The organism is Amycolatopsis sp. SB7-3, from assembly GCF_041021335.1.
GTDB lineage: Bacteria > Actinomycetota > Actinomycetes > Mycobacteriales > Pseudonocardiaceae > Amycolatopsis > Amycolatopsis japonica.
Genome location: NZ_JBFPJQ010000001.1, coordinates 1,163,966 through 1,184,883, shown reverse-complemented (window position 1 = coordinate 1,184,883; position 20,918 = coordinate 1,163,966). Strand labels below are relative to the sequence as shown.

Annotated in this window: 20 protein-coding genes; 11 read left to right on the top strand and 9 right to left on the bottom strand. The window is 68.0% G+C overall.

What is annotated here, in order from left to right; all coding sequences use genetic code 11:
* Positions 1–7: 7 nt before the first annotated feature.
* Complete coding sequence (locus AB8M46_RS05715; RefSeq protein WP_037340757.1) at positions 8–649, top strand: histidine phosphatase family protein; 642 nt, start codon at positions 8–10, stop codon at positions 647–649.
* On the opposite strand, the gene AB8M46_RS05710 is transcribed toward AB8M46_RS05715, so the two are convergent.
* The 4 genes from AB8M46_RS05710 to AB8M46_RS05695 all read right to left on the bottom strand — a co-directional run bounded on the left by AB8M46_RS05710 (position 646) and on the right by AB8M46_RS05695 (position 5,036).
* Positions 646–1,851: a cytochrome P450 gene (locus AB8M46_RS05710; RefSeq protein WP_037340759.1), complete on the bottom strand. Its 1,206-nt coding sequence runs from the start codon at positions 1,849–1,851 to the stop codon at positions 646–648. The genes AB8M46_RS05715 and AB8M46_RS05710 overlap by 4 nt on opposite strands.
* A gap of 37 nt (positions 1,852–1,888) precedes the next feature.
* Complete coding sequence (locus tag AB8M46_RS05705) at positions 1,889–2,593, bottom strand: TetR/AcrR family transcriptional regulator (RefSeq protein ID WP_394359729.1); 705 nt, start codon at positions 2,591–2,593, stop codon at positions 1,889–1,891.
* A 107-nt stretch (positions 2,594–2,700) separates the two neighbouring features.
* Positions 2,701–3,639 carry an alpha/beta hydrolase family esterase gene (locus AB8M46_RS05700; protein WP_394359728.1) on the bottom strand — a complete coding sequence of 313 codons (939 nt, stop codon included), beginning with the start codon at positions 3,637–3,639 and terminating at the stop codon, positions 2,701–2,703.
* Between the two features lie 155 nt (positions 3,640–3,794).
* Entirely contained in the window at positions 3,795–5,036 is a 1,242-nt protein-coding gene (locus tag AB8M46_RS05695; RefSeq protein ID WP_394359727.1) for a glycoside hydrolase family 3 N-terminal domain-containing protein, read from the bottom strand.
* Positions 5,037–5,298: 262 nt separating this feature from the next.
* Between AB8M46_RS05695 and AB8M46_RS05690 the strand changes: the two genes are divergently transcribed.
* Genes AB8M46_RS05690 through AB8M46_RS05680 form a run of 3 tightly spaced genes read left to right on the top strand, consistent with a single transcriptional unit; the run spans position 5,299 to position 6,745 of the window.
* Entirely contained in the window at positions 5,299–5,649 is a 351-nt protein-coding gene (locus AB8M46_RS05690; RefSeq protein ID WP_125733709.1) for a helix-turn-helix transcriptional regulator, read from the top strand.
* 29 nt (positions 5,650–5,678) lie between these two features.
* A complete protein-coding gene (locus AB8M46_RS05685) occupies positions 5,679–6,173 on the top strand; it encodes an SRPBCC family protein (RefSeq protein WP_350591676.1) in 495 nt (164 codons plus the stop codon).
* Positions 6,170–6,745, top strand: coding sequence for a TIGR03086 family metal-binding protein (locus AB8M46_RS05680; protein WP_394359726.1), 576 nt, complete (start codon positions 6,170–6,172; stop codon positions 6,743–6,745). Before AB8M46_RS05685 ends, AB8M46_RS05680 begins: the two co-directional genes overlap by 4 nt.
* A 6-nt stretch (positions 6,746–6,751) precedes the next feature.
* Here the strand turns inward: AB8M46_RS05680 and AB8M46_RS05675 are convergent, their stop codons facing one another.
* A complete protein-coding gene (locus AB8M46_RS05675; RefSeq protein WP_394359725.1) occupies positions 6,752–7,165 on the bottom strand; it encodes a MerR family transcriptional regulator in 414 nt (137 codons plus the stop codon).
* A 67-nt stretch (positions 7,166–7,232) separates the two neighbouring features.
* Between AB8M46_RS05675 and AB8M46_RS05670 the strand changes: the two genes are divergently transcribed.
* Together AB8M46_RS05670 and AB8M46_RS05665 are read left to right on the top strand one after the other, a co-directional pair.
* A complete protein-coding gene (locus tag AB8M46_RS05670; protein ID WP_394359724.1) occupies positions 7,233–8,327 on the top strand; it encodes an alkene reductase in 1,095 nt (364 codons plus the stop codon).
* A gap of 28 nt (positions 8,328–8,355) precedes the next feature.
* Positions 8,356–9,681 (top strand): amidase, encoded by a 1,326-nt coding sequence (locus AB8M46_RS05665; RefSeq protein WP_394359723.1) that lies wholly within the window; start codon positions 8,356–8,358, stop codon positions 9,679–9,681.
* A gap of 83 nt (positions 9,682–9,764) precedes the next feature.
* Here the strand turns inward: AB8M46_RS05665 and AB8M46_RS05660 are convergent, their stop codons facing one another.
* The 4 genes from AB8M46_RS05660 to AB8M46_RS05645 form a co-directional block, all read right to left on the bottom strand.
* Complete coding sequence (locus tag AB8M46_RS05660) at positions 9,765–10,886, bottom strand: hypothetical protein (protein WP_037340777.1); 1,122 nt, start codon at positions 10,884–10,886, stop codon at positions 9,765–9,767.
* Positions 10,887–11,004: 118 nt separating this feature from the next.
* Positions 11,005–12,996, bottom strand: coding sequence for an SDR family oxidoreductase (locus AB8M46_RS05655; RefSeq protein WP_037340779.1), 1,992 nt, complete (start codon positions 12,994–12,996; stop codon positions 11,005–11,007).
* Positions 12,997–13,095: 99 nt separating this feature from the next.
* Positions 13,096–13,782, bottom strand: coding sequence for a class F sortase (locus tag AB8M46_RS05650; RefSeq protein ID WP_378421189.1), 687 nt, complete (start codon positions 13,780–13,782; stop codon positions 13,096–13,098).
* Between the two features lie 12 nt (positions 13,783–13,794).
* The gene (locus tag AB8M46_RS05645) at positions 13,795–15,264 is read right to left on the bottom strand and encodes a SpaA isopeptide-forming pilin-related protein (RefSeq protein WP_394359722.1); all 1,470 of its coding nucleotides are present in this window, start codon (positions 15,262–15,264) and stop codon (positions 13,795–13,797) included.
* 315 nt (positions 15,265–15,579) lie between these two features.
* On the opposite strand from AB8M46_RS05645, the gene AB8M46_RS05640 reads away from it, so the two are divergent.
* The 5 genes from AB8M46_RS05640 to AB8M46_RS05620 all read left to right on the top strand — a co-directional run bounded on the left by AB8M46_RS05640 (position 15,580) and on the right by AB8M46_RS05620 (position 20,828).
* A complete protein-coding gene (locus tag AB8M46_RS05640; protein ID WP_038508335.1) occupies positions 15,580–16,416 on the top strand; it encodes a Bax inhibitor-1/YccA family protein in 837 nt (278 codons plus the stop codon).
* 73 nt (positions 16,417–16,489) lie between these two features.
* A complete protein-coding gene (locus tag AB8M46_RS05635) occupies positions 16,490–17,002 on the top strand; it encodes a hypothetical protein (protein WP_125733547.1) in 513 nt (170 codons plus the stop codon).
* 39 nt (positions 17,003–17,041) lie between these two features.
* On the top strand, positions 17,042–17,587 hold the full coding sequence (locus AB8M46_RS05630) for a hypothetical protein (protein ID WP_394359721.1): 546 nt from the start codon (positions 17,042–17,044) through the stop codon (positions 17,585–17,587).
* Between the two features lie 211 nt (positions 17,588–17,798).
* Positions 17,799–19,067 carry a YeeE/YedE family protein gene (locus AB8M46_RS05625; protein WP_350591662.1) on the top strand — a complete coding sequence of 423 codons (1,269 nt, stop codon included), beginning with the start codon at positions 17,799–17,801 and terminating at the stop codon, positions 19,065–19,067.
* A gap of 225 nt (positions 19,068–19,292) precedes the next feature.
* On the top strand, positions 19,293–20,828 hold the full coding sequence (locus AB8M46_RS05620) for a DHA2 family efflux MFS transporter permease subunit (protein WP_394359720.1): 1,536 nt from the start codon (positions 19,293–19,295) through the stop codon (positions 20,826–20,828).
* Positions 20,829–20,918 lie beyond the last annotated feature (90 nt).

Sequence of the window (20,918 nt, the reverse complement as noted above, 5' to 3'; positions counted from 1 at the left end):
GGCGATCGTGGCACGGGTGTGGCTGATCAGACATGGCGAAAGCGAATCCAACGCGGGGCTTCCCGGCGGCGAGCCGGGAGCTTCGGCGTTGACCGAACTCGGCCGGCGGCAGGCCGTCGAAATCGCGGATTCGCTGGCCGAACCGCCTCGTTTGATCGTGACGTCGCCGTTCTTACGGGCGCGGCAGACCGCCGAGCCGACGATCGAGCGGTTCCCCGGCGCGGAGCGTGAGGAGTGGCCTGTCCAGGAGTTCACCTTTCTCGGCGAACTCCATGGACAGGTCACCACCACCGCCACCCGCAAGCCGTACACGGAGGCCTACTGGTCCCGTGCCGACCCGCACCACGCGGTGAACGGCGCGGAATCCTTCGCCGCTCTCTTCATCCGGACCCAGGAATTCCTGGCACGGCTGGGAGAACGGGAACCCGGGCCGATCGCCGTCTTCACGCACGGCCTCTTCATCCGCGCGGTCATGTGGTCACTGCTGACCGGGACCACCACCCCGGACAGTGCGGCCATGCACCGATTCCGCACTTTCGCCGACACCTACGTCGTGCCGAACGGCAACATCACCGAACTGCGGTACACGCCAGGGAAGCGGATTCCGCGCATGGTGGTCCCGCTCGCCTCCCGGTTCGCCGACCGTTAGGGCTTCAGTAGCAGCCGGAGCTCGTTCACCCCGGTCATGTGCGGGCTGGGGATGAACGACGGAGGAACAGCCGGATCGGTGCGCAGATCCGGGAAACGGTCCAGCAGGATGTTGAGCGCCGTCTTGCCTTCGAGCCGGGCGAGCGGGGCGCCGATGCAGAAATGGATCCCACGTCCGAAGGCCAGATGCGGGTTGTGCGCCCGTGCCGGGTCGAAGACGCCCGGATCCGTGAAGGTGCGCGGATCCCGGTTCGCCGCGGCGACCCAGATGCCGAGCATGCTGTCCGCCGGGATCGTTTGGCCACCCAGTTCGACTTCGGTCGTCGTGGCGCGGGCGACGAGTGCGAACGGGCTGAGGAAGCGCAGGGATTCCTCGATGGTGGCGGGCAGCAACGCACGGTCCTCGCGGACACGCCGGTACTCGTCCGGATGGGAATCCAGGCACAGCACGGTGTTCCCGAGCAGCATCGTGGTGGTGATGTGCCCGGCGAGCAGCAGCACGTTCGCGAAGTTGACGACTTCGTTCTGCGTGAGTTTCGTGCCGTCGACCTCGGCTTCGACGAGTTTCGTCAGCAGGTCCTCGCGCGGATTCCGCCGTCGATCGTCGACGTGCTCGGAAAGGTAGTTCACCAGGTTCTTCACCTGCGCGGACGTTTCCTCCGCGGCCTTCTTGTCCTCTTCGGTCTGCTTGATCAACGACCGTTGCTGGCTGTTCCGCAGCAACGTGTCGACCCATTCCTTGAACAGGTCGCGATCACTCGCCGGGATGCCGAGGAGTTCGGCGATGACGATCACCGGCAGCGGGTAGGCGAGATGAGTCACCAATTCCATCGAGTCCGCGCCGTCGACCGCGTCGAGGAGCTCGTGCGTCAGTGCGGCGATGCGCGGTTCGAGATCCGCGACGACCTTCGGTGTGAAGGCGTGGCTCACCAGCGTGCGCAGTTTCTTGTGATCCGGAGGATCCATCTGGAGCAGATTGCCTTCGACGAACAGATCCTTGTCCGGCGAGATCTCCTTGGGGATCAGCCGGGTGGTGTCGGAAGAGAACACCTTGGGATCGCTCAAGGTCTTCAACGCCTCGGCGTGGCCGTAGACGTTCCACATGCCCGTCTCGGCGTCGAAACGGACCGGGTCGGCCGGGAATTCGTCCCGAAGCCAGAACTGGGCTTCGTGGACACCCCAGGTTTCGGCGATCGTGGTCATGGCTTGCCCCCTTCTTCTCGTGGTGGAGGAGCGCGGATCAAGCGGGCTCCTCGGGGCCGTCCTTCCGGTAGATCCAGGCGTGATAGGACGAGATCAGATCCTGGAACGCCTGGATCACTTCGGCCGCGGTGGCGGCCAGATTCGCGGTGGACGGTGGCTCCGGCGGCTCGAACGCCGTCCGGATGATGTGCGCGAGAGCGTCGGCCTTCTCTTCGCTGGTGAGGTCGGCGCCGTCGCCGGTGAAACTGTCCATCAGGTAGAACCCCAGCGCCGAAGCACGCAGGGAGAACAGCAGGTTCGGGATGTCGTCGCGCAGGAATCCCCGGTCGGTCATCGTCTTCAGGTACCGCTCGGTCACGACCGCGTCCTGATCCTGCAAGGGATGTTTCTTCAGCCGGCCCAGAAGTTCGGTGTTGCCGGTGATGAGCGCGCCGAGCAACGGGTTTCGCTGGGTGTACAGGAAAGCGGCCCGCTGGAACCGATGCGGGACGACTTCCGCCGGATCTTCGGCCAGCCGCTCGAGAAGGTTCTCGGCGGCACGGAGGGATTCACGCAGGAGCAGCGCGTGGAAGAGGGTTTCCTTCGTGGGCCAGTGCAGGTAGACCGTGCCCTTCCCGATACCCGCCTGGCTCGCGATGTCCTCGATGGTCACCTTGCGATAGCCCAGCCGCGACAGCAGGACGCCGGCCGCGTCGAGGATGCGATCGGCGCGACCGGTGGTGCGGTCCGGACGTTCTGCCACGTGCGCTCCCATGCTCTGACTTCATGACCAGATTTGCTCATCTGGTCATCCGGTCAGTTCGACGGTAGCGCCGGATGGGCTCGTCCGGCAAGGAAATCGACGAGTTCTTAACGCAGACGGTGGGCGAGCAGGAACTTCCAGATGACCGGGGTCGCGTCGATGACGATCGGAGTGGCGGAGTCGTTGTTCGGTGCGGTGCTCGGCCAGACGTGCCCGGCTCCTTCGACCCGGTAGTGCTGAAGCGAGCAACCGAGCCATCGCAGGACGGTGACTTCGGTTTTCGGCGAGTACTGAATCGGTCGCGGGAAACAGCCGTTCCGGTCCGCCCATGCCGCGAGCCAATCCGGCAGGGTCGGCAGGCCCTTGGCGGGGTTCCCGGTGTAGGGGATCGTCGCGTCGGCCGTGCCGTGGAAATCGAGAATCGGCGCGGGGCGCGAGGGGTGGCACTCGCCGCCTTGCGGGTAGAACGCGCCGGCGACCGGGGCGAACGCCGCGATCCGGCCCGGCATCCGGCAAGCGAGAACACCGACGAACCCACCGCCGTTCGACTTGCCCGTCGCGTAGATCCGGCGGGAATCGACGCACAGTTCCCGCTGGAGCGTGTTCAGCAGATCACTGGTGAAGAGCACGTCGTCCGCGGCGGCCGAGTACGGCGCGCCGGTCCATGCCGACTCCCCATCCGTACCCGGAAGTCCTTGCGGGTAGACGGAAATCGCGTCATACGCGGAAAACCCGGAGAGCTCCTCCTGATACTTCGACGTCCGTTTGTGGCCATGGAACGACAACACCAGCGGGTACGGCCGTGAAGACCGGTACTGCGCCGGGACGTGCACCGTGTACTCGCGGACCAGACCGCCGGACGTCAACGTCCGCAGCGTCGTCGCCCCGGCGGGGACCGGGGACGGACGCTGGCAGCCGGTCGTTCGCACCGGATGGTCGACCGGCGACGGCGTGGCCGACGCCATCGGAGCGGCGAGCAGGCTCAGGCCGCCAGCGGCGGCGGCCATCAGCGCGAGACGACGCAGGTATTTCGTGGGACCAGGCACGCGATCCTCCTTGATCGGGCGGCAGGGCGGTGATCAGGGTCACTCCTGACGCGGGCCTGGTCAGCATTGTGTTCATTGAGTTTTCGGACTGCTTTTCACGTCACCCCGCCGGGCGACCCGCCTGATCGACCCGGCCTCCGTTGCGACCGGCCAGGTCAGCCGCAGGCGCGTTTCGCCGTGAGCACGCGGGTCAAGGCCTCTTCGACCCGGGCGGCCGGGAGATCGCCGGACGCCAGCGCTTGCTCCAAAGTGGCCAGCACCGTGCCGACGTTGCCGCCGGAGGACCACAGCGCCTGATCCGCCCCCGCCTGCAATGCCTTGAGCACGGCCGTTTGCAGCGGGTACTGCGACGTGATCGCCTTCATCGCGCCGAGATCGTCCGTGATCACCGGGCCGTCGAACGCGTAGTCCTTCCGCAGCAGCCCGTACGCCGCCGCCGACAGGGTCGACGGCGTGCCGCCGGTCAGGTCGGGCACGTCCAGATGTCCGACCATGACGCCGATCTCGCCGTACTCGCCGATGTCGCGGTACGGAACCAGGTCGACCTTCCGCAACGAGGCCAGCGGCGGTGTCCGCACTAATCCCTTGTGGGAATCCCCGCTGGCGTGCCCGTGCCCGGGAAAGTGCTTCAGCACTGGCTGCACTCCGGCGTCCCGCAAGCCTTGTGCGAACGCCAGGACGTACTTGCGCGCGACTTCGGGATTCGCGCCGAACGACCGGTCGCCGACGATGTCGCGGTCCGGCTGGTCGGTGATGTCGGCGTCGGGCGCGTAATCGACGGTGACGCCACGGGCCAGCATCTGCCGGCCTCGCTCGGCGGCCTTCGCCCGCACCTGTGCCGGTGTCAGGGTCGAGGCCATCTTGCGTGCGCTCGGCATGTCGCCGTCGAGGGCGTCGATCCGCTGGACGCGGCCGCCTTCCTCGTCGATCGCCACCGAGACCGGGATCTTCGCGGCACGCTGGACCTCGTCCAACGCGCGGTTCCGCAGAAGGGCCGTCTCGTTGCCGCCGAGGAAGATTCCGCCGACCTGCTGATCGCGTACCAGCTTCACCGCCGCCTGCGGGTCACCGGCGTTCACGCCGACCACCACCAGCTGGGCCAGCCGCTGCCGGGGGCTCATCCCGGCGATGACGGCTTCACAGCCTGGAACGGGCGCCTGCTCCACCCTCGGTGACGGCGAAGGTGAAGGCCTGCTGGAGCTGGGTGGGACTGAGGCGACGCTGCTGCGCAGCGGAGGCACTGTCCCCGCCGGCTGTGCTGATCCGGCCTCGTCGTTCGCCGTACCGCACTGCACGCTGGTGAGCAGAACGGTCGCGGCTCCCAGGATGACGGTCGCCCATCGCTTCGTCGTCTTCGGTCGCCCGGAGTTCATCGGCTCGTTTCGTTCGTCGTCCATGCCGGTATCGACGGTAACCCCACTTGCCCTTTCGTACGCGCTCGCGTGCCCTTCGGTGCGTGCTTGCGCCCTGCCGGGTCTTTGGTTCTCCTCTCCTTCCTCTTCTGCGTTTTCCCTCGTCAAACGGATGCTCGGACTTGACAGCTCGATCTGCTCCGTCGTAGATTACCATATGGTTATGGAACCGCAAGGTTATCCAGCGGAGCCGGCCGATCGTGAGAAGTCGAACTCGTGAGAACAGATGAACGAAAGGCGGGCGACCGTGGCACAGGATCTGCTCGATGTCACCTTCGCGGCGCTCGCCGACCCGACCCGTCGCGCGATCCTCGCCCGGCTCGCGCGGGGTGAGGCCACGGTGACGGAGCTGGCCGAGCCGTTCGCGATGAGCCAGCCCGCCATCTCCAAGCATCTGAAGGTGCTGGAGCGGGCGGGGCTGGTGGCGAGGGGGCGCGACGCCCAGCGCCGTCCCTGCCGGCTGGTGGCCCAGCCGCTGAAGCGGGCGAACGAATGGCTCGGCGGCTACCGCCGCTACTGGGACGAGGCCTTCGCGGACCTGGATCTCGTCCTGGAAGGGGAGATCCAGCACCCGGAACACCGGGGCGAGACCGATTGACCACCACACGAGCGGAAAGGAACAGCACGATGGGACGAACTCTCAGCGTGACGAAATCCGGCGATCTCGAGATCGTCATGACGAGGTCCTTCGACGCGCCGAGGACGCTGGTGTTCGACGCGTGGACGAAACCCGAGCTGGTACGCCGTTGGTTCGGTCCACGCGACTGCGAAGTCGTCGAATGCGAGATCGACCTGCGGGTCGGCGGCAGATGGCGCTACCGGCTGCGCCACGGCGGCGGGATGGAGATGCTGCTGCAGGGCGTCTACCAGGAGATCGATCGTCCGGGCCGGCTCGTCTCCCTCGAAACGAACGAGGACTGTGAGGCGTCTGAAGGTCAGGCCTTGGCGACTCTGACGTTGGTCGAACACGACGGGGTCACCACGCTGACCCAGGTGGTGCGGTACGGCTCGGAGCGAGTCCGGGACGCCGTGCTCGAATCCGGGATGGAGCGGGGCGTCGGCGAGGGCTTCGACAAGCTGGCCGAGGTCATGGCCGCTCCGGTGCGGGTGGGAACACGATGAACGCCATCGCCGACCGTTATCGCGTAAGGGCCGACGCCTTCGAGAGCAAGGTCGCCGCCGTCGAGGCCGGGCAATGGGAGAGCAAGTCTCCTTGCGCGGAATGGAACGCCAGAGATGTCGTCGGGCACATCGTCGACATGCACGGCGCGATGCTGAGCCCGTTCGGGCGCGACCTCGGGCCGGCGCCCTCGCTCCTGGACGACCCGCTGGGCGCTTTCCGGGCGGCCCGCGCCGATGTCGAAGCCATCCTCGGCGATCCCGTGCTCGCGGCCACGGAGCACGAGACACCGACGGGGAAGATGACCGCCGAACAGCACATCGATCAAGTCGTCAGTGCCGACATGGTGATCCACGGCTGGGACCTGGCCAGGGCCACCGGTCAGGACGACACGATCGATCCGGAAGAGGTCGAGCGGATGTGGCCGGCGGCGCAAGCGATCCCCGACCAGATGAGGATCCCGGGCGCCTTCGGGCCCGGCATCGTCGTCTTCGGTCCTGAAGTGAAGGTGCCCGAAGACGCGCCCTTGCAGGACAGGCTGCTCGGACTGATGGGCCGAGACCCGAACGCCTGATACAGGTCAGACATGGATCCCGCGATGGCGCCGGACGGGCCGGGCGGGAACCGGTACCTCGGCGGTATCGGTCCCCTTGGCCGCGGCCAGGACACGTTCCAGAACCGACAGAGAGGTGGTGAGCAAGGAAATCTGGTTCTGGATGCGGATCTTGGCGATCTCCAGTTCGCCGGTCAACTCCGGCGAAGGCACCAAATGCGTGTGATCCCCGGAAACACAGGGAAGGAGTTCCGCGATCTTGCCGCTGCACAACCCGGCTGAATAGAAGAGCTGGATCTGCAGCACCCTGGCGATGTCGTCTTCGGAGAAGGTCCGGTAGCCGTTGCCGCATCGGTCGGGTCGCAGCAGGCCTTCTGCTTCGTAGTACCGCAACGAGCGGACGCTCACCCCGGTCCGCTTCGCCAGTTCGCCGATCCGCATGAGTCCACAGTAGCCGCGGAAACCGAGGTTGACCGTGACGCCGGTGTCAGGGTTTAGCTTCGCGTCCATGAGGTTGCTAGAAGCGTTCCGCGGTGCCGCGATCCAGCTGCCGAACCGCATGGCGATGGCTCCGATGACCAGGGGCCGTGCCGACGATCTCACCGGCGTGCCGCATCCGCGGACGGCCGAGTACTACGCGCAACGAGCGAGCGCCGGGTTGATCGTGAGCGAAGGCATCTGGGTGAGCAGGACCGGCAAGAGCGGCCCGGGAATCCCAGGGCTGGTGACAGAGCAGCAGACCGAGGCATGGCGTGAGGTGACGGCGGCCGTGCACGAGGAAGGTGGTCGGATCTACGCGCAGCTCTGGCATGCGGGACGGGTCAGCCATCCCGGCGTGACGGGCCGGGTACCGGTGGCGCCGTCGGCGGTCCGGCAGGCCGGACGGATCTTCACGGCCGGCGGCTGGACGGACACCGTCGAACCCCGCGCGCTCGGCGAGGAGGAGATCGGCGAGGTCGTCCAGGACTTCGCCGAGGCGGCACGCCGGGCCGTCGAGGCGGGATTCGACGGCGTGGAACTCCATGGTGCCAACGGCTACCTCATCCAGGAGTTCCTCGCCGGCAACACCAACCGCCGGAAGGACCGCTACGGCGGTTCGGTCGCCGCCCGGCTCACCTTCCCGCTCGAGGTGGTGGCGGCCGTGACCGAGCGGATCGGTGCGGCCAGGGTCGCTCTGCGAATCTCGCCGGGCAACCCGGAGAACGACATCGTGGAAGACGATTGGAAGGAGGTGTACTCACGACTGCTCGCGGAACTCCGCCGGTACGAGCTCGCGTACCTGCACGTCATCGATACCCCTGACGTCGAGGTGCTGTCTCACCTGCGACCTTTGTGGCCGGGAACGCTCGTCGCGAACCTGCGATCCGAGAAGCCGACCAGCCGCGCCGAGGGGGAGTCCTTGATCGGAGCCGGTCTGGCCGACGTGGTCGCCTTCGGCAGGTTGTTCATCGCGAACCCGGATCTGCCTGCCCGATTCGCTCTCCACGCCCCGCTCGCCGAGGCGGATCGCGACGTCTACTACGGCGCCCGGCTCGACGGCTACACCGATTTCCCGGCGTTCGAACCGGACTCGGCGAAGTTCGCCTGTTCGGCGCGCAGCTGATCTTGGCCGCCCGTTCTACAGTGCGGGGATGGTCAAGACGGCAGTGGAAATCGCGGCGGCTGTGCGCGCCAAGGAACTCGACCCGGTCGAGGTGACGCGTGAGGCGTTGGCCCGGATCGAGGCGGCGGACGGGGTGGTCGGCGCGTTCCGCCGGGTGCGGGTCGAGGAAGCCCTCGCCGAGGCCGCCGCTGTGGCCGAACGCGCGGATCTGGCCGATCTGCCCCTGGCCGGAGTGCCGGTCGCGGTCAAGGACGTCGCGCCGATCGAGGGGGAATACGCCTCGTGGGGTTCACGCGCGGGTTCGTCGACGCCGTCCACAGAGGACGGTGAGATAGCGCGGCGGCTGCGCGCCGCCGGTGCGGTGATCGTCGGCCTGACCCGGGTGCCGGAGCTGTGCATCTGGCCGTCGAGCGACGATCCGGACGGGACGGCGCGCAATCCGCGCAACCCGTCGTACGCCGCCGGCGGTTCGTCGGGCGGGAGTGCCGCGGCCGTCGCGGCCGGACTCGTGCCCATCGCACACGGCACCGACGGTCTGGGCTCGATCCGGCTGCCGTCCGCGATGTGCGGGATCGTCGGTCTCAAACCGGGTAAGGGCGTGGTCCGCGTACCGGGGGAGGACGGCTGGTTCGGCCTGTCCACGCACGGTCCGATGACGACCACGGTGGCGGACGCCGCCGTGCTGATGTCGGTCCTCGCCGAGCAACCCGGCCTGGCGGACCTCACCGAGCCGAAGCGATCCCGCATCGCCCTGTCGACCCAGGTCCCGTTGACGAGGGCGCCGCTGCCGCGCGCGTTCAGGCAGGCCGTCACCCGTGCCGGCGAGCTCTTCCGCGAGGCCGGGCACACCGTCGCGCCCGGAACACCGCGGTACAACGCCGGAGCGATCGGTGGCCTCCTCGCGCGCTGGGTCGCGGGCCCGGCCGAGCATGCGGCCGAGTTCGATCTCGGCGCGCTCCAGCCCCGCACCCGTACCCACGTCCGGCTCGGGCGGCTGATGGCCAAACGCGTCCGGGAGACCACCCGGGAGCGCTGGCTGGAACGTGCCGAGGAGTTCTTCACCGACCACGATGTCCTGGTCACGCCCATGATCGCGACCCTCCCGCTCAAGGCACGCACGTGGCACGACAGTCGATGGATCGCCAACGTGCTGCCGTCGGTGCGGGTGGCGGGTTTCGCCGGGCTGTGGAATCTGGCGGGCTATCCGGCGATGTCGGTGCCGATCGGCGTGCATCCTTCGGGTATCCCGGCCTGCGTCCAGCTCGTCGCCGCGCCCGGCGGGGAAGCGCTCCTGCTGGGCCTCGCCGCCCAGCTCGAAGCGGCCAATCCCTGGCCACGCACCACCGCGTCCTGACCAAGTCCGAAAGAGAGCAAGGGACCTTTGCTACCACTCTCCACATGGAGTGGTAGCAAAGGTCCCTTGCTACTTCGCGCTGGTCAGGAGCCGGTTTTGGCCGGTGACGGCTTCTGCCCGTTCGCCTTCGGGCCGTTCTGCTCGCCCTGTCCGTTCTTCGGCGCAGCGGCGGCAGGCGCCGAAGAAGCGGGCTTGGCGGGCGAGGGCTTGGCAGCGGCCGGAGCGGCGGCCTTCGAGGCGGGCGGCTCGGCGGGCTTACCCGCCGGCTTCGTCTCCTCGGCCTTGTTGTCTCCGCCGACGAGCTTCGAGGCGTGCGGGATCACCGACTCCTCGGGCAGCGCGGCGAGCATCGCTTCGCTGCCCTTCAGGACCTCGTCGGCCTGCATGAGGCTCTTACGGGCCTGTTCGCGGATCTCCGCCAGCCGCTCGACCTTCCGCTGGGCGGCCGTCGTGCGCTGGGCGGCGGTCGTCGTGGCTTCGTCGAGCCGGCGCTTGGCCTCGGCCGTCGCCTCGTCGATGCGGCGCTTGGCCTCCGCGGTGGCCTCCGCGATCCGGCGTTCGGCCTGGTTCTTGCTGGCCGTCTGCTGGTCGGCGATGTGCTTCTCGTGCGCCGCCTTCTGGGCCGAGATCGTCTGCTCGAACTCGCGCTCGATCTTCCGGCGCTTGCGCTCGGCCTCGTTGTCCAGCAGCTCCCGGCGCTGGGCGGCCTCGACGGTCAGCCGCTGGACCTCGGCGCGCGTCTCGGCGAGCGCGGATTCGTGCTCGGAGTGCAGCGCGTCCGCCTGCTTGTCCAGCTCGGCGACGAGCCGCGTGTAGCGCTCGCGGAGCTTCTTCGAGGCTTCACTCGACGAAGCCCAGTGCTTCTCGGCGGCGACTTCGGCACGCTTCGTGATCTCGTCCGCGCGCGCCTGCGCGAGCGTGACGGTGCGTTGCATCCGCTCGTCGAGGTCTTCGAGCCGCTCCGGCGGCTTCTTCAGTTCCTCGATCCTGGCGTTCAGCTTCGCCACCTCGTGGCGGACGGTTTCGAGTTCGCGCGTGGCCGACGTCGCCTGCGCGATCGCGGCGTCGCGGTCGTTGATCACGCGATGCAGCTGGGCTTCGAGATGATCCAGATACTGGCGCACTTCGTTCCGGTCGAAGCCGTGCCAGGCCTGGGTGTACTCGCGCCGCAGGGGCAACAGGCCGTTGTCTCGCTCGGGAACCATGGCCACGACGGTACCTGCGTACGCGGGGTCGCCGTTGTCAGGCTTGGTGATTCACCGACGTGTGTCGTCTCTCAGCTGCGATCCCTCACCTGAACGGCCGCCACCCGTGTGCGCAGTGTCACCAATGGAACCCGCGGCTGAGCCGGGCGAGCGCCATCGCCGCACGGGACAGGTGCTGCTCGCCCTTCCCGATCTTGAGTCCGCCTTCGCCGCCCGCGGCCGCGGAATCCGGGAACACGCGGAATCCTTGGTAGGCCACGGCATCCGTGAGCCCCGGCGTGAGCGTGTACGCGAGCCCGATCGCCTGCCCGGCGGGCGTGCCGATGTGCTTCGGACGTTCCCGCAGCGCCTTCATCACCATGTCCGCGGCCTGATCCGGGGATTTGGTCGGGAACGCGTCATAGATCTTCGTCGGCCGGATCATCGGCGTCCGCACGAGTGGCATGTGGATGGTCGTGAAGGTGATTCCGTCGCCGTGGGTCTCGGTCGCGGCGATCCGGGAGAAATAGTCCAAAGCGGCCTTCGACGCCGCGTACGCCGAAAAGCGCGGCGCGATTCCCTGCACGCCGATCGACGAGACGTTGACGATATGCCCGAATTTCCGCTCGGACATATGCGGCAGCACCGCAAGGATCAGCCGCACGGCGCCGAAGTAGTTGATGGCCATCGCGCGTTCGTAATCGTGGAACCGGTCGTACGACAGTTTGATCGACCGGCGGATCGAGCGGCCGGCATTGTTCACGAGCATGTCGATCCGGCCGTGCTCGGCGAGCATCGCGTCGACGGCCTTGTGCACCGATTCCTCGTCGGTCAGGTCGGCCGGGTACACCGACGCCGTGCCGCCGGCGGCGATGATCTCGTCCCGCACTTCTTCGAGTTCGTGACGGCGCCGCGCGACGAGCAGCGGCACCCCGCCCGCGGCCGCGACCTTGATCGCGGTCGCGCGGCCGATCCCCGAGGACGCGCCGGTGATGATCACGCGACGGCCGTCCAGCTCGCCGCGGGGTCCGTGCTTGCGCGCGCGGAACGGGTCCAGGTGCTCCCGCCAGTAGCGCCACAGGGTGGGCGCGTACTCCTCGATCCGGGGCACCTCGACACCCGAGCCGATCAGGGCCTTGCGCGTCGACGCCGACGAGAACACCGACGGGAAGGCCATGGTCTCCAGCAGCACCGGCGGGATGCCGAGCCGCTCCATCACGGCGTCGCGCGCGATGGTGAAGCCAGGGATGTGCTCGCTCAGCTTCACCAGGTTGACGATGCCCTTGGACACGCGTTCGTTCAGCTGCACGGAGATTGTCGGCGCACCCGCGGCCTTCGCGAAGGCGTTGTAGACCGACACGACCGGCTGCGGCTCCGGGTTGACCAGGTGGAACGCGCGCCCGTCGAGACCCTTCGTGGTGACCAGGGCGTTCAGCGACTCGGCGACGTAGTCGACCGGGACGACGTTGGTGTCGCCGAGGTCGGGGCCGACGATCGGCACGTCGGGCAGCCCGGCCAGCCTGCTGATCGCGGGGAACAGGTAGTACGGGCCGTCGATCTTGTCCATCTCGCCGGTCTCGGAGTTCCCGACGACGACCGCGGGCCGGTACACCCGCCACGGCACGTCCTGCTGTTCGCGCACGAGGCGCTCCGCCTCGAACTTCGTGCGGTGGTACGGCGTGAGGAGCCGCTGGCCGACGTCGAACATCTCCTCGGTGAACATGCCCTCGTGGTCACCGGCGACGGCGACCGAGGACACGTGGTGCAGGCAGCCGGCGTTCAGTTCGGCGGCGAGCGCGATCACCTGCGCGGTGCCTTCGACGTTGGCTTTGATGCTGGCTTCGTCGTCGGCGGTGAGGTCGTACAGGGCGGCGAGGTGCACGACGTGGTCGACGCCGCGAAGCTTCTCTCGATCCTCTTCGCCGACGCCGAGCAGCGGCTCGCCGAGGTCACCGGTGACGAGGGTGACGCGTTCGGGATGCGGCCAGGCGTTCACGAGTTTCGCGAGTTTGTCCCGTGAGGACGCGCGGACGACGAGCGCGACCTTGTCGACGTCGTCCCTGGTGAGCAGTAGCCGGGTGAACTGGCGCCCGATCAGTCCGGTCGCCCCGGTCACCAGAAAAGTCGCCATCTGCCTCACCCTTCACCGTGCTCGCCCGCGTCCCCCGGCATTCTGCTGCATCGGGACGGCGAGGACCACCACGGCGCCGGTGAAGTTACTCACGGGTAACTAGGCCGGGTCGGCGATGACGACCCGGTTCTCGGCGTAGCCGGTCTCCCCGCCGACCCAGCGGCCGCCGCAGGTGACGAGGACGATCCGATGTGGACCGGACTGGCCGAACAACTCGTCCGCCCGCTGTGGCAACTCGTTCTTCTTCAGCGTGATCAGCTGGGAGACCTTGTACTGCCAGGACTTCCCGGCCTTGTCGACCACGGTGACGGCGCCGCCGATCCGCTCGGTCCACAGTTCCGCGAACGGACCCGTCGCGCCCTTCCAGTTCACGTGCCCGGCGAACACGCTCGCCCCGGTGGCCGAGCTCAGCTCGGCGCCCCACCAGGTCACTTCGCCGAGGTTCTCCGGCACCGGAAGCTCCGCGCCCGGCCCGAGTTCCTTGCGCACGAGTTTCGCCGCGCCGCCCGCGGGCAGCCGGATCGTCCCCGGGCCCTGCGGCTTCGGGGCTTCAGGCTCCTTCGACGGCGGCGGCGGAGCGGACGTCGGGGTCGTGGGGACGATGTCCGGCGGAGGCGGGACCTCCTGCTGTGCGGGCGCGGCGGGGGCGCCACCCGCGACGGTGACGGAGACGGGCTGAGCCGTCCCCGTCACCACGGTCGTCGGCGGCCAGATGAGCAGGGCCGCGACGAGGTCCGCGCACAGGACCGTGACCGCTCCCAGCGCGAACCCGCGTCGTACTGACATTCCTGAACCCTCTTAGCGTCGCGAAGACCGCCGCGCGGCCACGCCCACCATTACGGAACCGAGCAGCGCGAGCGCGCCGACGCCGAGGATGCCGGCGGTCGACGCCGAGTTCTCGACGGTGCCCTGCATCATCGCCACCGGCCGGTCACCGGCGGGGATGGTGCGCGGTACCTCGTTGGGCGTGTTGGCGACCTTGAGGGCCAGCGTCTCACCCGGCTTGAGCTCGCCGCAGGCGGACGGCGGATTCTTCGGGTCGAACGCGTTGGTGTAGCCCGGCGGCGCGCTGACCTCGACCACGCAGATCTCCTGCGGGGTCCGCAGGTTCTCCACGGTGACCGTGCCGTTCTCGCCTTCGGTGGTGACGACGGCGGGTTTGCCGTCGGCGCCGTTGAGCGGCTTGCCGTCGTGGCCGACGGCGGCGGTGGACTTGTCCTTGGCGGTGATCCGCAGCGCGGCGCCCGCGATGCCCTTGCCGGTCTTCGCGTCGACCTTGGTCACCTGGACCTTGCCCGGCTTCGCGACGACCGCGACCCCCTGGGCCTTCAGTTCCTTCTCGCCACCGGTCGACACGACCTTCTGCACGCCGGTCTCGACGGGGAACTGCACGTACGGCCGGTCCGCGGGGGCGGACAGCGAGCTGGCCAGCTTCGGCTGGTCACCGGTCGGCGTCACCTTTACCGTGACGGTGCCGTCCTCGCCGGTCTTCACCGTGGTGGCCTTCTCGGCCTTGGCGTTCGAGGTCGACGCGGGCTTCGTGCTCTCGCCGCCGCCGATGGTCGCGTTCGAAGGCGTGAGCTGCACGGGCACGCCGGAGACACCCTTGCCCTTGGCGTTCTTGACGCTGATCGTCCACTCGCCCGCGGTGCCGATGTGCTGGTCTTCCTTCGGCGGCGCGATCGCGGTGGTCCACGGGCCGCGGTTGGCTTCGGCGTCCTTGGTCAGCTTCTCGACGGCCGTCGCGGCGTCGGCGTGCTGCGCCTTCAGCTTGTCGAGGTGGCTCTGGACGTTGTAGCCGATCGCTTCCGGGCCACGCGTCGGGTCGAGATCCGCGTCGGAGCGCGGCTTCGACGTCCACGAGTGCAGCAGATGCGCGAGCGCGGCCGCCTCGGCGTTGTCCTTGGTGCCGCCGTAGCGCAGCAGCAGGTAGGAGATGTTGGCCGCGGTGTCCTCCGGGAGCTTCGCGCCCCACTTGTCGAGGAGTTCGTCGCCGGGCTTGTACTTCTCATTGGTGTGCGGCGCCTTCAGCAGGAAGGAGACGCAGAACACGTGCTTGCCGTTGACGACGTAGGAGCCCAGCCAGTCGCGGTCTCTGGGCTGGTTCTTGACCGTCTGGCCGGGCGTGACCTGGTAGCCGACGCCTTCGTTGTCGACGGCCGAAGCCGGTGTCGCCGCGACGGTGGCGGACAAGGCGCCTAGCAGGCACGTCGCGATCAGGCTGGTCAAGGCGCGCGAACGCACGCTCGGGCGTGTGGTCCACCCCATGGTGTGTTGACTCCTTTGGCCGTGCTCTGCCGCCGACGCCTGTACGTCGACGCAGGTCACACGATCGATAGGTTCCCCGACACGCCTTCGGTGATTATCCGAACACGCAACGTGGAGAGTGTCCTGTGAGCAGCGCTTTTGGCAATAGGGCATCAGGTGGGGTATCGGTGAACGGTCGGTGATCTCCGCCGCATACGGTGTGGGGGATGGGCGTCGCGCCGATTGTGAGTAAAGTCGTCTTTACTTCGACGGGAACCGGGCGGCCCTCGCGGTCGTTGAACCCGATGCAGGTGCCAGTAGATCCAGGAGGATCAGGTGCGATCCAGTAGCAACCCGGCGTTCCGGAACCTGCCGCGTGGCGCGGCTCAGTACGGACCCAACGTAGGCTTCAACCAACCCCAGGGCGGCGTGCCCGGCTACGGCCCTCCGCAGACCTCCGCCGGCGCCGACGACCGTCCGATGACCGTCGACGACGTCGTCATCAAGACGGCGCTGAGCCTCGGCACCGCGCTGGTGACCGGTGTGCTCACCGCGATCTGGGCGCTCAGCCAGCTGCCCACGGACGCCGCGGGCCGGATCACCGGTATCAGCGGTGGCGTGATCGGCGCCCTCGTCGGCGGCATGATCGTCGGCCTCGTGATCTCGCTCGTGATCATCTTCAAGCAGAAGCCGAGCGGCCCGCTCACGCTGGCGTACTCGGCGGCCGAGGGTGTCTTCCTCGGTGCGATCAGCGGCCTTTTCGAGGCGCTGTACCCCGGTATCGCGCTGCAGGCGATCATCGGTACCGCGGGTGTCTTCGTCGCGATGCTGGTCGTCTACAAGACCGGCGCGGTCAAGGTCACCCCGAAGCTGACGAAGTGGATCATCGGCGCCGTCGTCGGTGTCGCGATCCTGATGCTGGTCAACCTCATCACCAGCTTCTTCGGCTTCAACCCGCTGCGTGACGGCGGGCCGATCGCGATCATCTTCAGCCTCGTGGTGATCGGTGTCGCGGCGTTCAGCTTCCTGCTCGACTTCGACCAGGCCGATCGGATGATCCGCGAAGGCATGCCGTCGAAGTGGGCGTGGTTCGCCGCCTTCGGTCTCATGACCACGCTGGTCTGGCTGTACCTCGAGATCCTGCGGCTGCTGTCGTACTTCCAAAACGACTGACGCGGATTCTCCGCGAAAGGGCGCTCCGAGTGATCGGGGCGCCCTTTTCCGTGGCGGCGAATACCCTGCTGGCATGACCGAACACAGGCGTTCCAAGTGGTTCTGGCTGGGCATCCTGCTGCCGGTCGCGATCGTGGTGCTCAGCGCGTCTTCGTGGATCATCGGTTATCTCTCCAACACGGACGACGTCCGGGTGGGCGACTGCTACGCGGTCACCACCTTCGGCGACGTCGACGAGGATCCGGCCAAGGCGGACTGCGGCTCCGTCGAGGCCAACGCGAAGGCCGGGGCGAAGACCGACGCCGGCGGCGCGTGCCCGGCGGGCGAATACGACCAGCTCACCGTCGACAAGACGTTCGCCTCGTACCGGCTCTGCATGATGATCAACGCGAAGCAGGGCGACTGCCTCGAGAACTTCCTCGCCGACAGCGTGGCCTATCAGAAGGTTCCTTGTTCGGACCGTGCGAAGGACGCCGAGGTCCTGAAGGTGGTCGACGGTGTCGCGACCTGTGACGACACGGAAGCCACCCATCTCAAGAGCTACTCGACGCCGCCGTCGACGGTCTGCGTGAAGAGCCTCAAATAGCGACCTCCACCAGGGGCTTTCACCCTTTCGGGGGGCTGGATGGTGGCCCAGCCCGACGTCTTCGGTCAGCCGTCTGCACCCAAGAAGTCCAAGCTCACCTGGCTGAGATTCGCCATCCCGGTGCTCGTCGTCGTGACCGGCGGAGGCCTGTTCCTCTTCAACCACTTCACCGGGACGGGCAGCGCCCAGGCGGGCGACTGCCTGAGCGTGACCGAATTCTCCCGGACGGCCGACGACCCGAAGCAGATCGACTTCGGCGCGCCGGAGGCGAACGTCAAGGTCGCCGCCCGCGTGGGCGGCGGCGAGTCCTGCCCGGAGGGCGGCTACGACAGCGTCTCGATGTCCGGCCGGATCTCGTACAAGCTGTGCCTCATGCCCAACGTCAAACAGGGCGACTGCCTCAAGGGCTACGTCTCGCAGACCGCCGGCTACCAGAAGGTGTCCTGCTCCGACCCCGCCAAGGACGCGGAACTTGTGAAGATCGCCAACGTTTCGGACGAGGCGACCTGCGAGGGCACCGAAGCCAAGCGAGTGGCGACGTACTCGACGCCGCCGACCACGTTCTGCATCAAGACGGCGGAGTAGACCTAAGCGCGTGAAGGCCCCCTTTCCTCGGCTCAGTCGAGGGAAGGGGGCCTTCACGCGTGCCGGGGGAGCAAGGGACCTTTGCTACCACCCCGCCATCCGGCCGCGTCGGAGCCGCCGTTCGTCGCACAGTGTGGGACGGGCTGCGATCGGACGGTCACCGGTCCTAACGTTGCTCGTCCCCCACCCCGCCGATCGATCAGGAGTCCTGGTGGCGACGACGGAAACCCAAGCCGGTGAGAAGAAACTCCTCGACTTCCCGACCTCTTGCGCCGCCCCGGTCCCGCAACCGGAGGAACCGGTCAAGGTCGTGCCGCTAGCGGTCGCGGGCGCCCTCGCGGTCGGGCTGACCTGGTACGTCTGGGCTGCGCACGGCGCGAAGTTCGGCGTGCTGCTCATCCTCGGCCTGCTGCTCGGCCTCGCGCTCTTCCATTCCCGGTTCGGATTCACCTCGGCCTGGCGGCAGCTGATCGCGGTCGGGAACGGCCAGGGCCTGCGGGCGCACACGCTGCTGCTCGGCACGGCCGCGACGTTGATCGCGCTGATCGTCGGCACCGGCTCCGGGCTCTTCGGCAGCACTCCGAAACCGACCGCGGGCGGGCTCGGGCTCGCGCTGTTCGTCGGCGCGACGATCTTCGCCATCGGCATGCAGCTGGGTGGTGCGTGCGCGTCGGGAACGTTGTTCGCCGTCGGCTCCGGGCAGTCGACGATCGTGCTCACCCTCGGCGGGTTCATCACCGGATCGGTCCTCTACACGTGGGCGTATCCGCTGCTGTCGGGCTGGCCCGAGTTCAAGGGTGTCCTGCTCGCCGACCACGTCGGCTGGTTCGGTTCGTGGGTGATCACCGTCGCCGTCCTCGCCGCGATCGTGCTGGGGACCCGGTTCGTGCAGAAGCGCCGCAACCCGCCGCCGGTCGACGTCGTCCCGACCGCGCGCGGATTCGCCCGGATCTACCGCGGCTCCTGGCCGATCCTCGTCGGCGCCGTCGTCCTCGGGGTGCTGGCGGGCGCGGTCTTCCTGGTCTCCGGCGGGATCTGGGGTGTCACGAGCGCGTTCAGCCTGTGGGGCGCCAAGATCCTGCAGGTGTTCGGCCTGCACCCCGAGACCTGGGAGTTCTGGCGGATCAAGGCGAACGCGGCTTCGCTGGCGGGGCCGATCTGGAAGGACAAGAACAGCCTCACCGACATCGGCATCATGATCGGCGCGGGGGTCGCGGCCGCGGCGGCGGGCGCGTGGAAGATCCACAGCTCGATCCCGTGGCGGACCGCCGTGGCCGCGGTGCTCGGCGGGATCCTGATGGGTGTCGGCGCGCGGATGGCGGGCGGCTGCAACATCGGCGCCTACCTCGGCGGTATCTCGGTCGGCAGCCTTCACGGCTGGCTGTGGGGCGTCTTCGCGCTCGGCGGCACCTGGATCGGGCTCAAGCTGCGGCCGCTGTTCGGGCTCGGCAATCCGGCTCCGACCGACAGCGTCTGCTGATCACTCTTCGTCACGCCCTGTACGCGGGTCTGCCCTTTCGGCCCGCATACAGGGAAAAAGTTGGCAGGTAAAACCCGTGTTCGGCTACCCTCGGCTACATACCTGAGCTTGCGCCCTCATGCACAAGCTCGGTTGGGGAAGGCCCGGCGCTTCGCCGGGCGTCGATCTCGTAGTCGCGACCACGGGGGTTGTCGCGTCCACTCAGTACCAGGGGACGGACCTTTCATGTCAACGCAAAGCCCGGCCGCACCGGGCGGCGACAAACTCGACGCCGGCGTGCTCAAGGTCGCCGGCGTCGTCATCCTCGGCGCGATCATGGCGATCCTCGACACGACGGTCGTCAACGTCGCGCTCCAGAAACTGACCATCGAGTTCCAGACCTCGTTCGACACCATCCAGTGGATCGCGACCGGCTACATGCTCGCCCTGGCGACGGTCATCCCGATCACCGGCTGGGCTTCGGACCGGTTCGGCACCAAACGGCTCTACATGACCGCGATCGGGCTGTTCCTGATCGGCTCGATGCTCGCCGGGATGGCCTGGAACGTCGAATCGCTCATCATCTTCCGGGTCCTGCAGGGGTTCGGCGGCGGCATGTTGATGCCGGCCGGCATGACGATCCTGACCAGGGCCGCCGGTCCGCACCGGATCGGGCGGGTGATGGGCGTGCTCGGGGTGCCGATGCTGCTCGGCCCGATCGGCGGCCCGATCCTCGGCGGCTGGCTGGTCGACGCGGTGAGCTGGCGCTGGATCTTCTACATCAACGTGCCGATCGGCCTGATCACCATGGCGATGGCCTGGCGCCTGCTGCCGAAGGACCGGCCGGAGCCCAGTGAGCGGTTCGACTTCATCGGCATGCTGATGGTCTCGCCGGGGCTGGCGGCGCTGATCTTCGGCGTCTCGAACATCCCGGCGGCGGGCGGTGTCGGCGCGGTGGACGTCTGGCTGCCCGCGCTGGCCGGGGTCGCGCTGCTGGTGGCGTTCGTGTTCCGGGCGAACCGGGTCACGAACCCGCTGCTCGACCTGAAGCTGTTCAAGAACCGGTCGTTCTCCGTCGCCATGGTGACGATGACCTTCTTCTGTGTCGCGTTCTTCGGCGCGATGCTGCTCCTGCCGACGTACTTCGTGCTGGCGCGCGGCGAATCGGCGATGAACGCCGGCCTGCTGCTCGCCCCGCAGGGTGTCGGCGCGATGCTGACCATGCCGATCGCCGGCCGGTTCGCGGACAAGATCGGCGCGCGGAAGATCGTGCTGCCCGGTCTCGTGCTGATGCTCGCCGGGTTGATCGCCTTCACCCAAATCACCGCGGCGACGCCGTACTGGCTGCTGCTTTCGGCGCTGTTCGTGATGGGGCTCGGCATGGGCGCGACGATGATGCCGATCACCTCGGCCGCGTTGCAGACGCTCAAGTCGCAGGACATGGCGAAGGCGTCGACGGCGACGAACATCCTGCAGCAGACGGCAGGGGCGATCGGTTCGGCCGTGTTGTCGATCATCCTGGCGGCGCTGCTCGCCGGGAAGTTCGGCGTGCCGACCGCGCAGGGGCAGCTGGCCGCGACGGCCGCGGTGATGAACCCGGCGACGCGCGAAGCGGCTTCGGGGCTGACCGCGGACGCGTTCTCGACGACGTTCCTGTGGTCGATGATCCTGCTCGCGCTGTGCCTGATCCCGGCGGCGTTCCTGCCGAAGACCAGGCCCACCGTGCCGGAGGGCGCGGCCGACGGTGAGGTCGCCGCGGCACCGCCGGTCATGACGCACTAGGGCCCGAAAAAGAGAGCAAGGGACCTTTGCTATCGCTTACTTAGCCACGCTAAGCGAGTGGTAGCAAAGGTCCCTTGCTCTCTTTCCGCA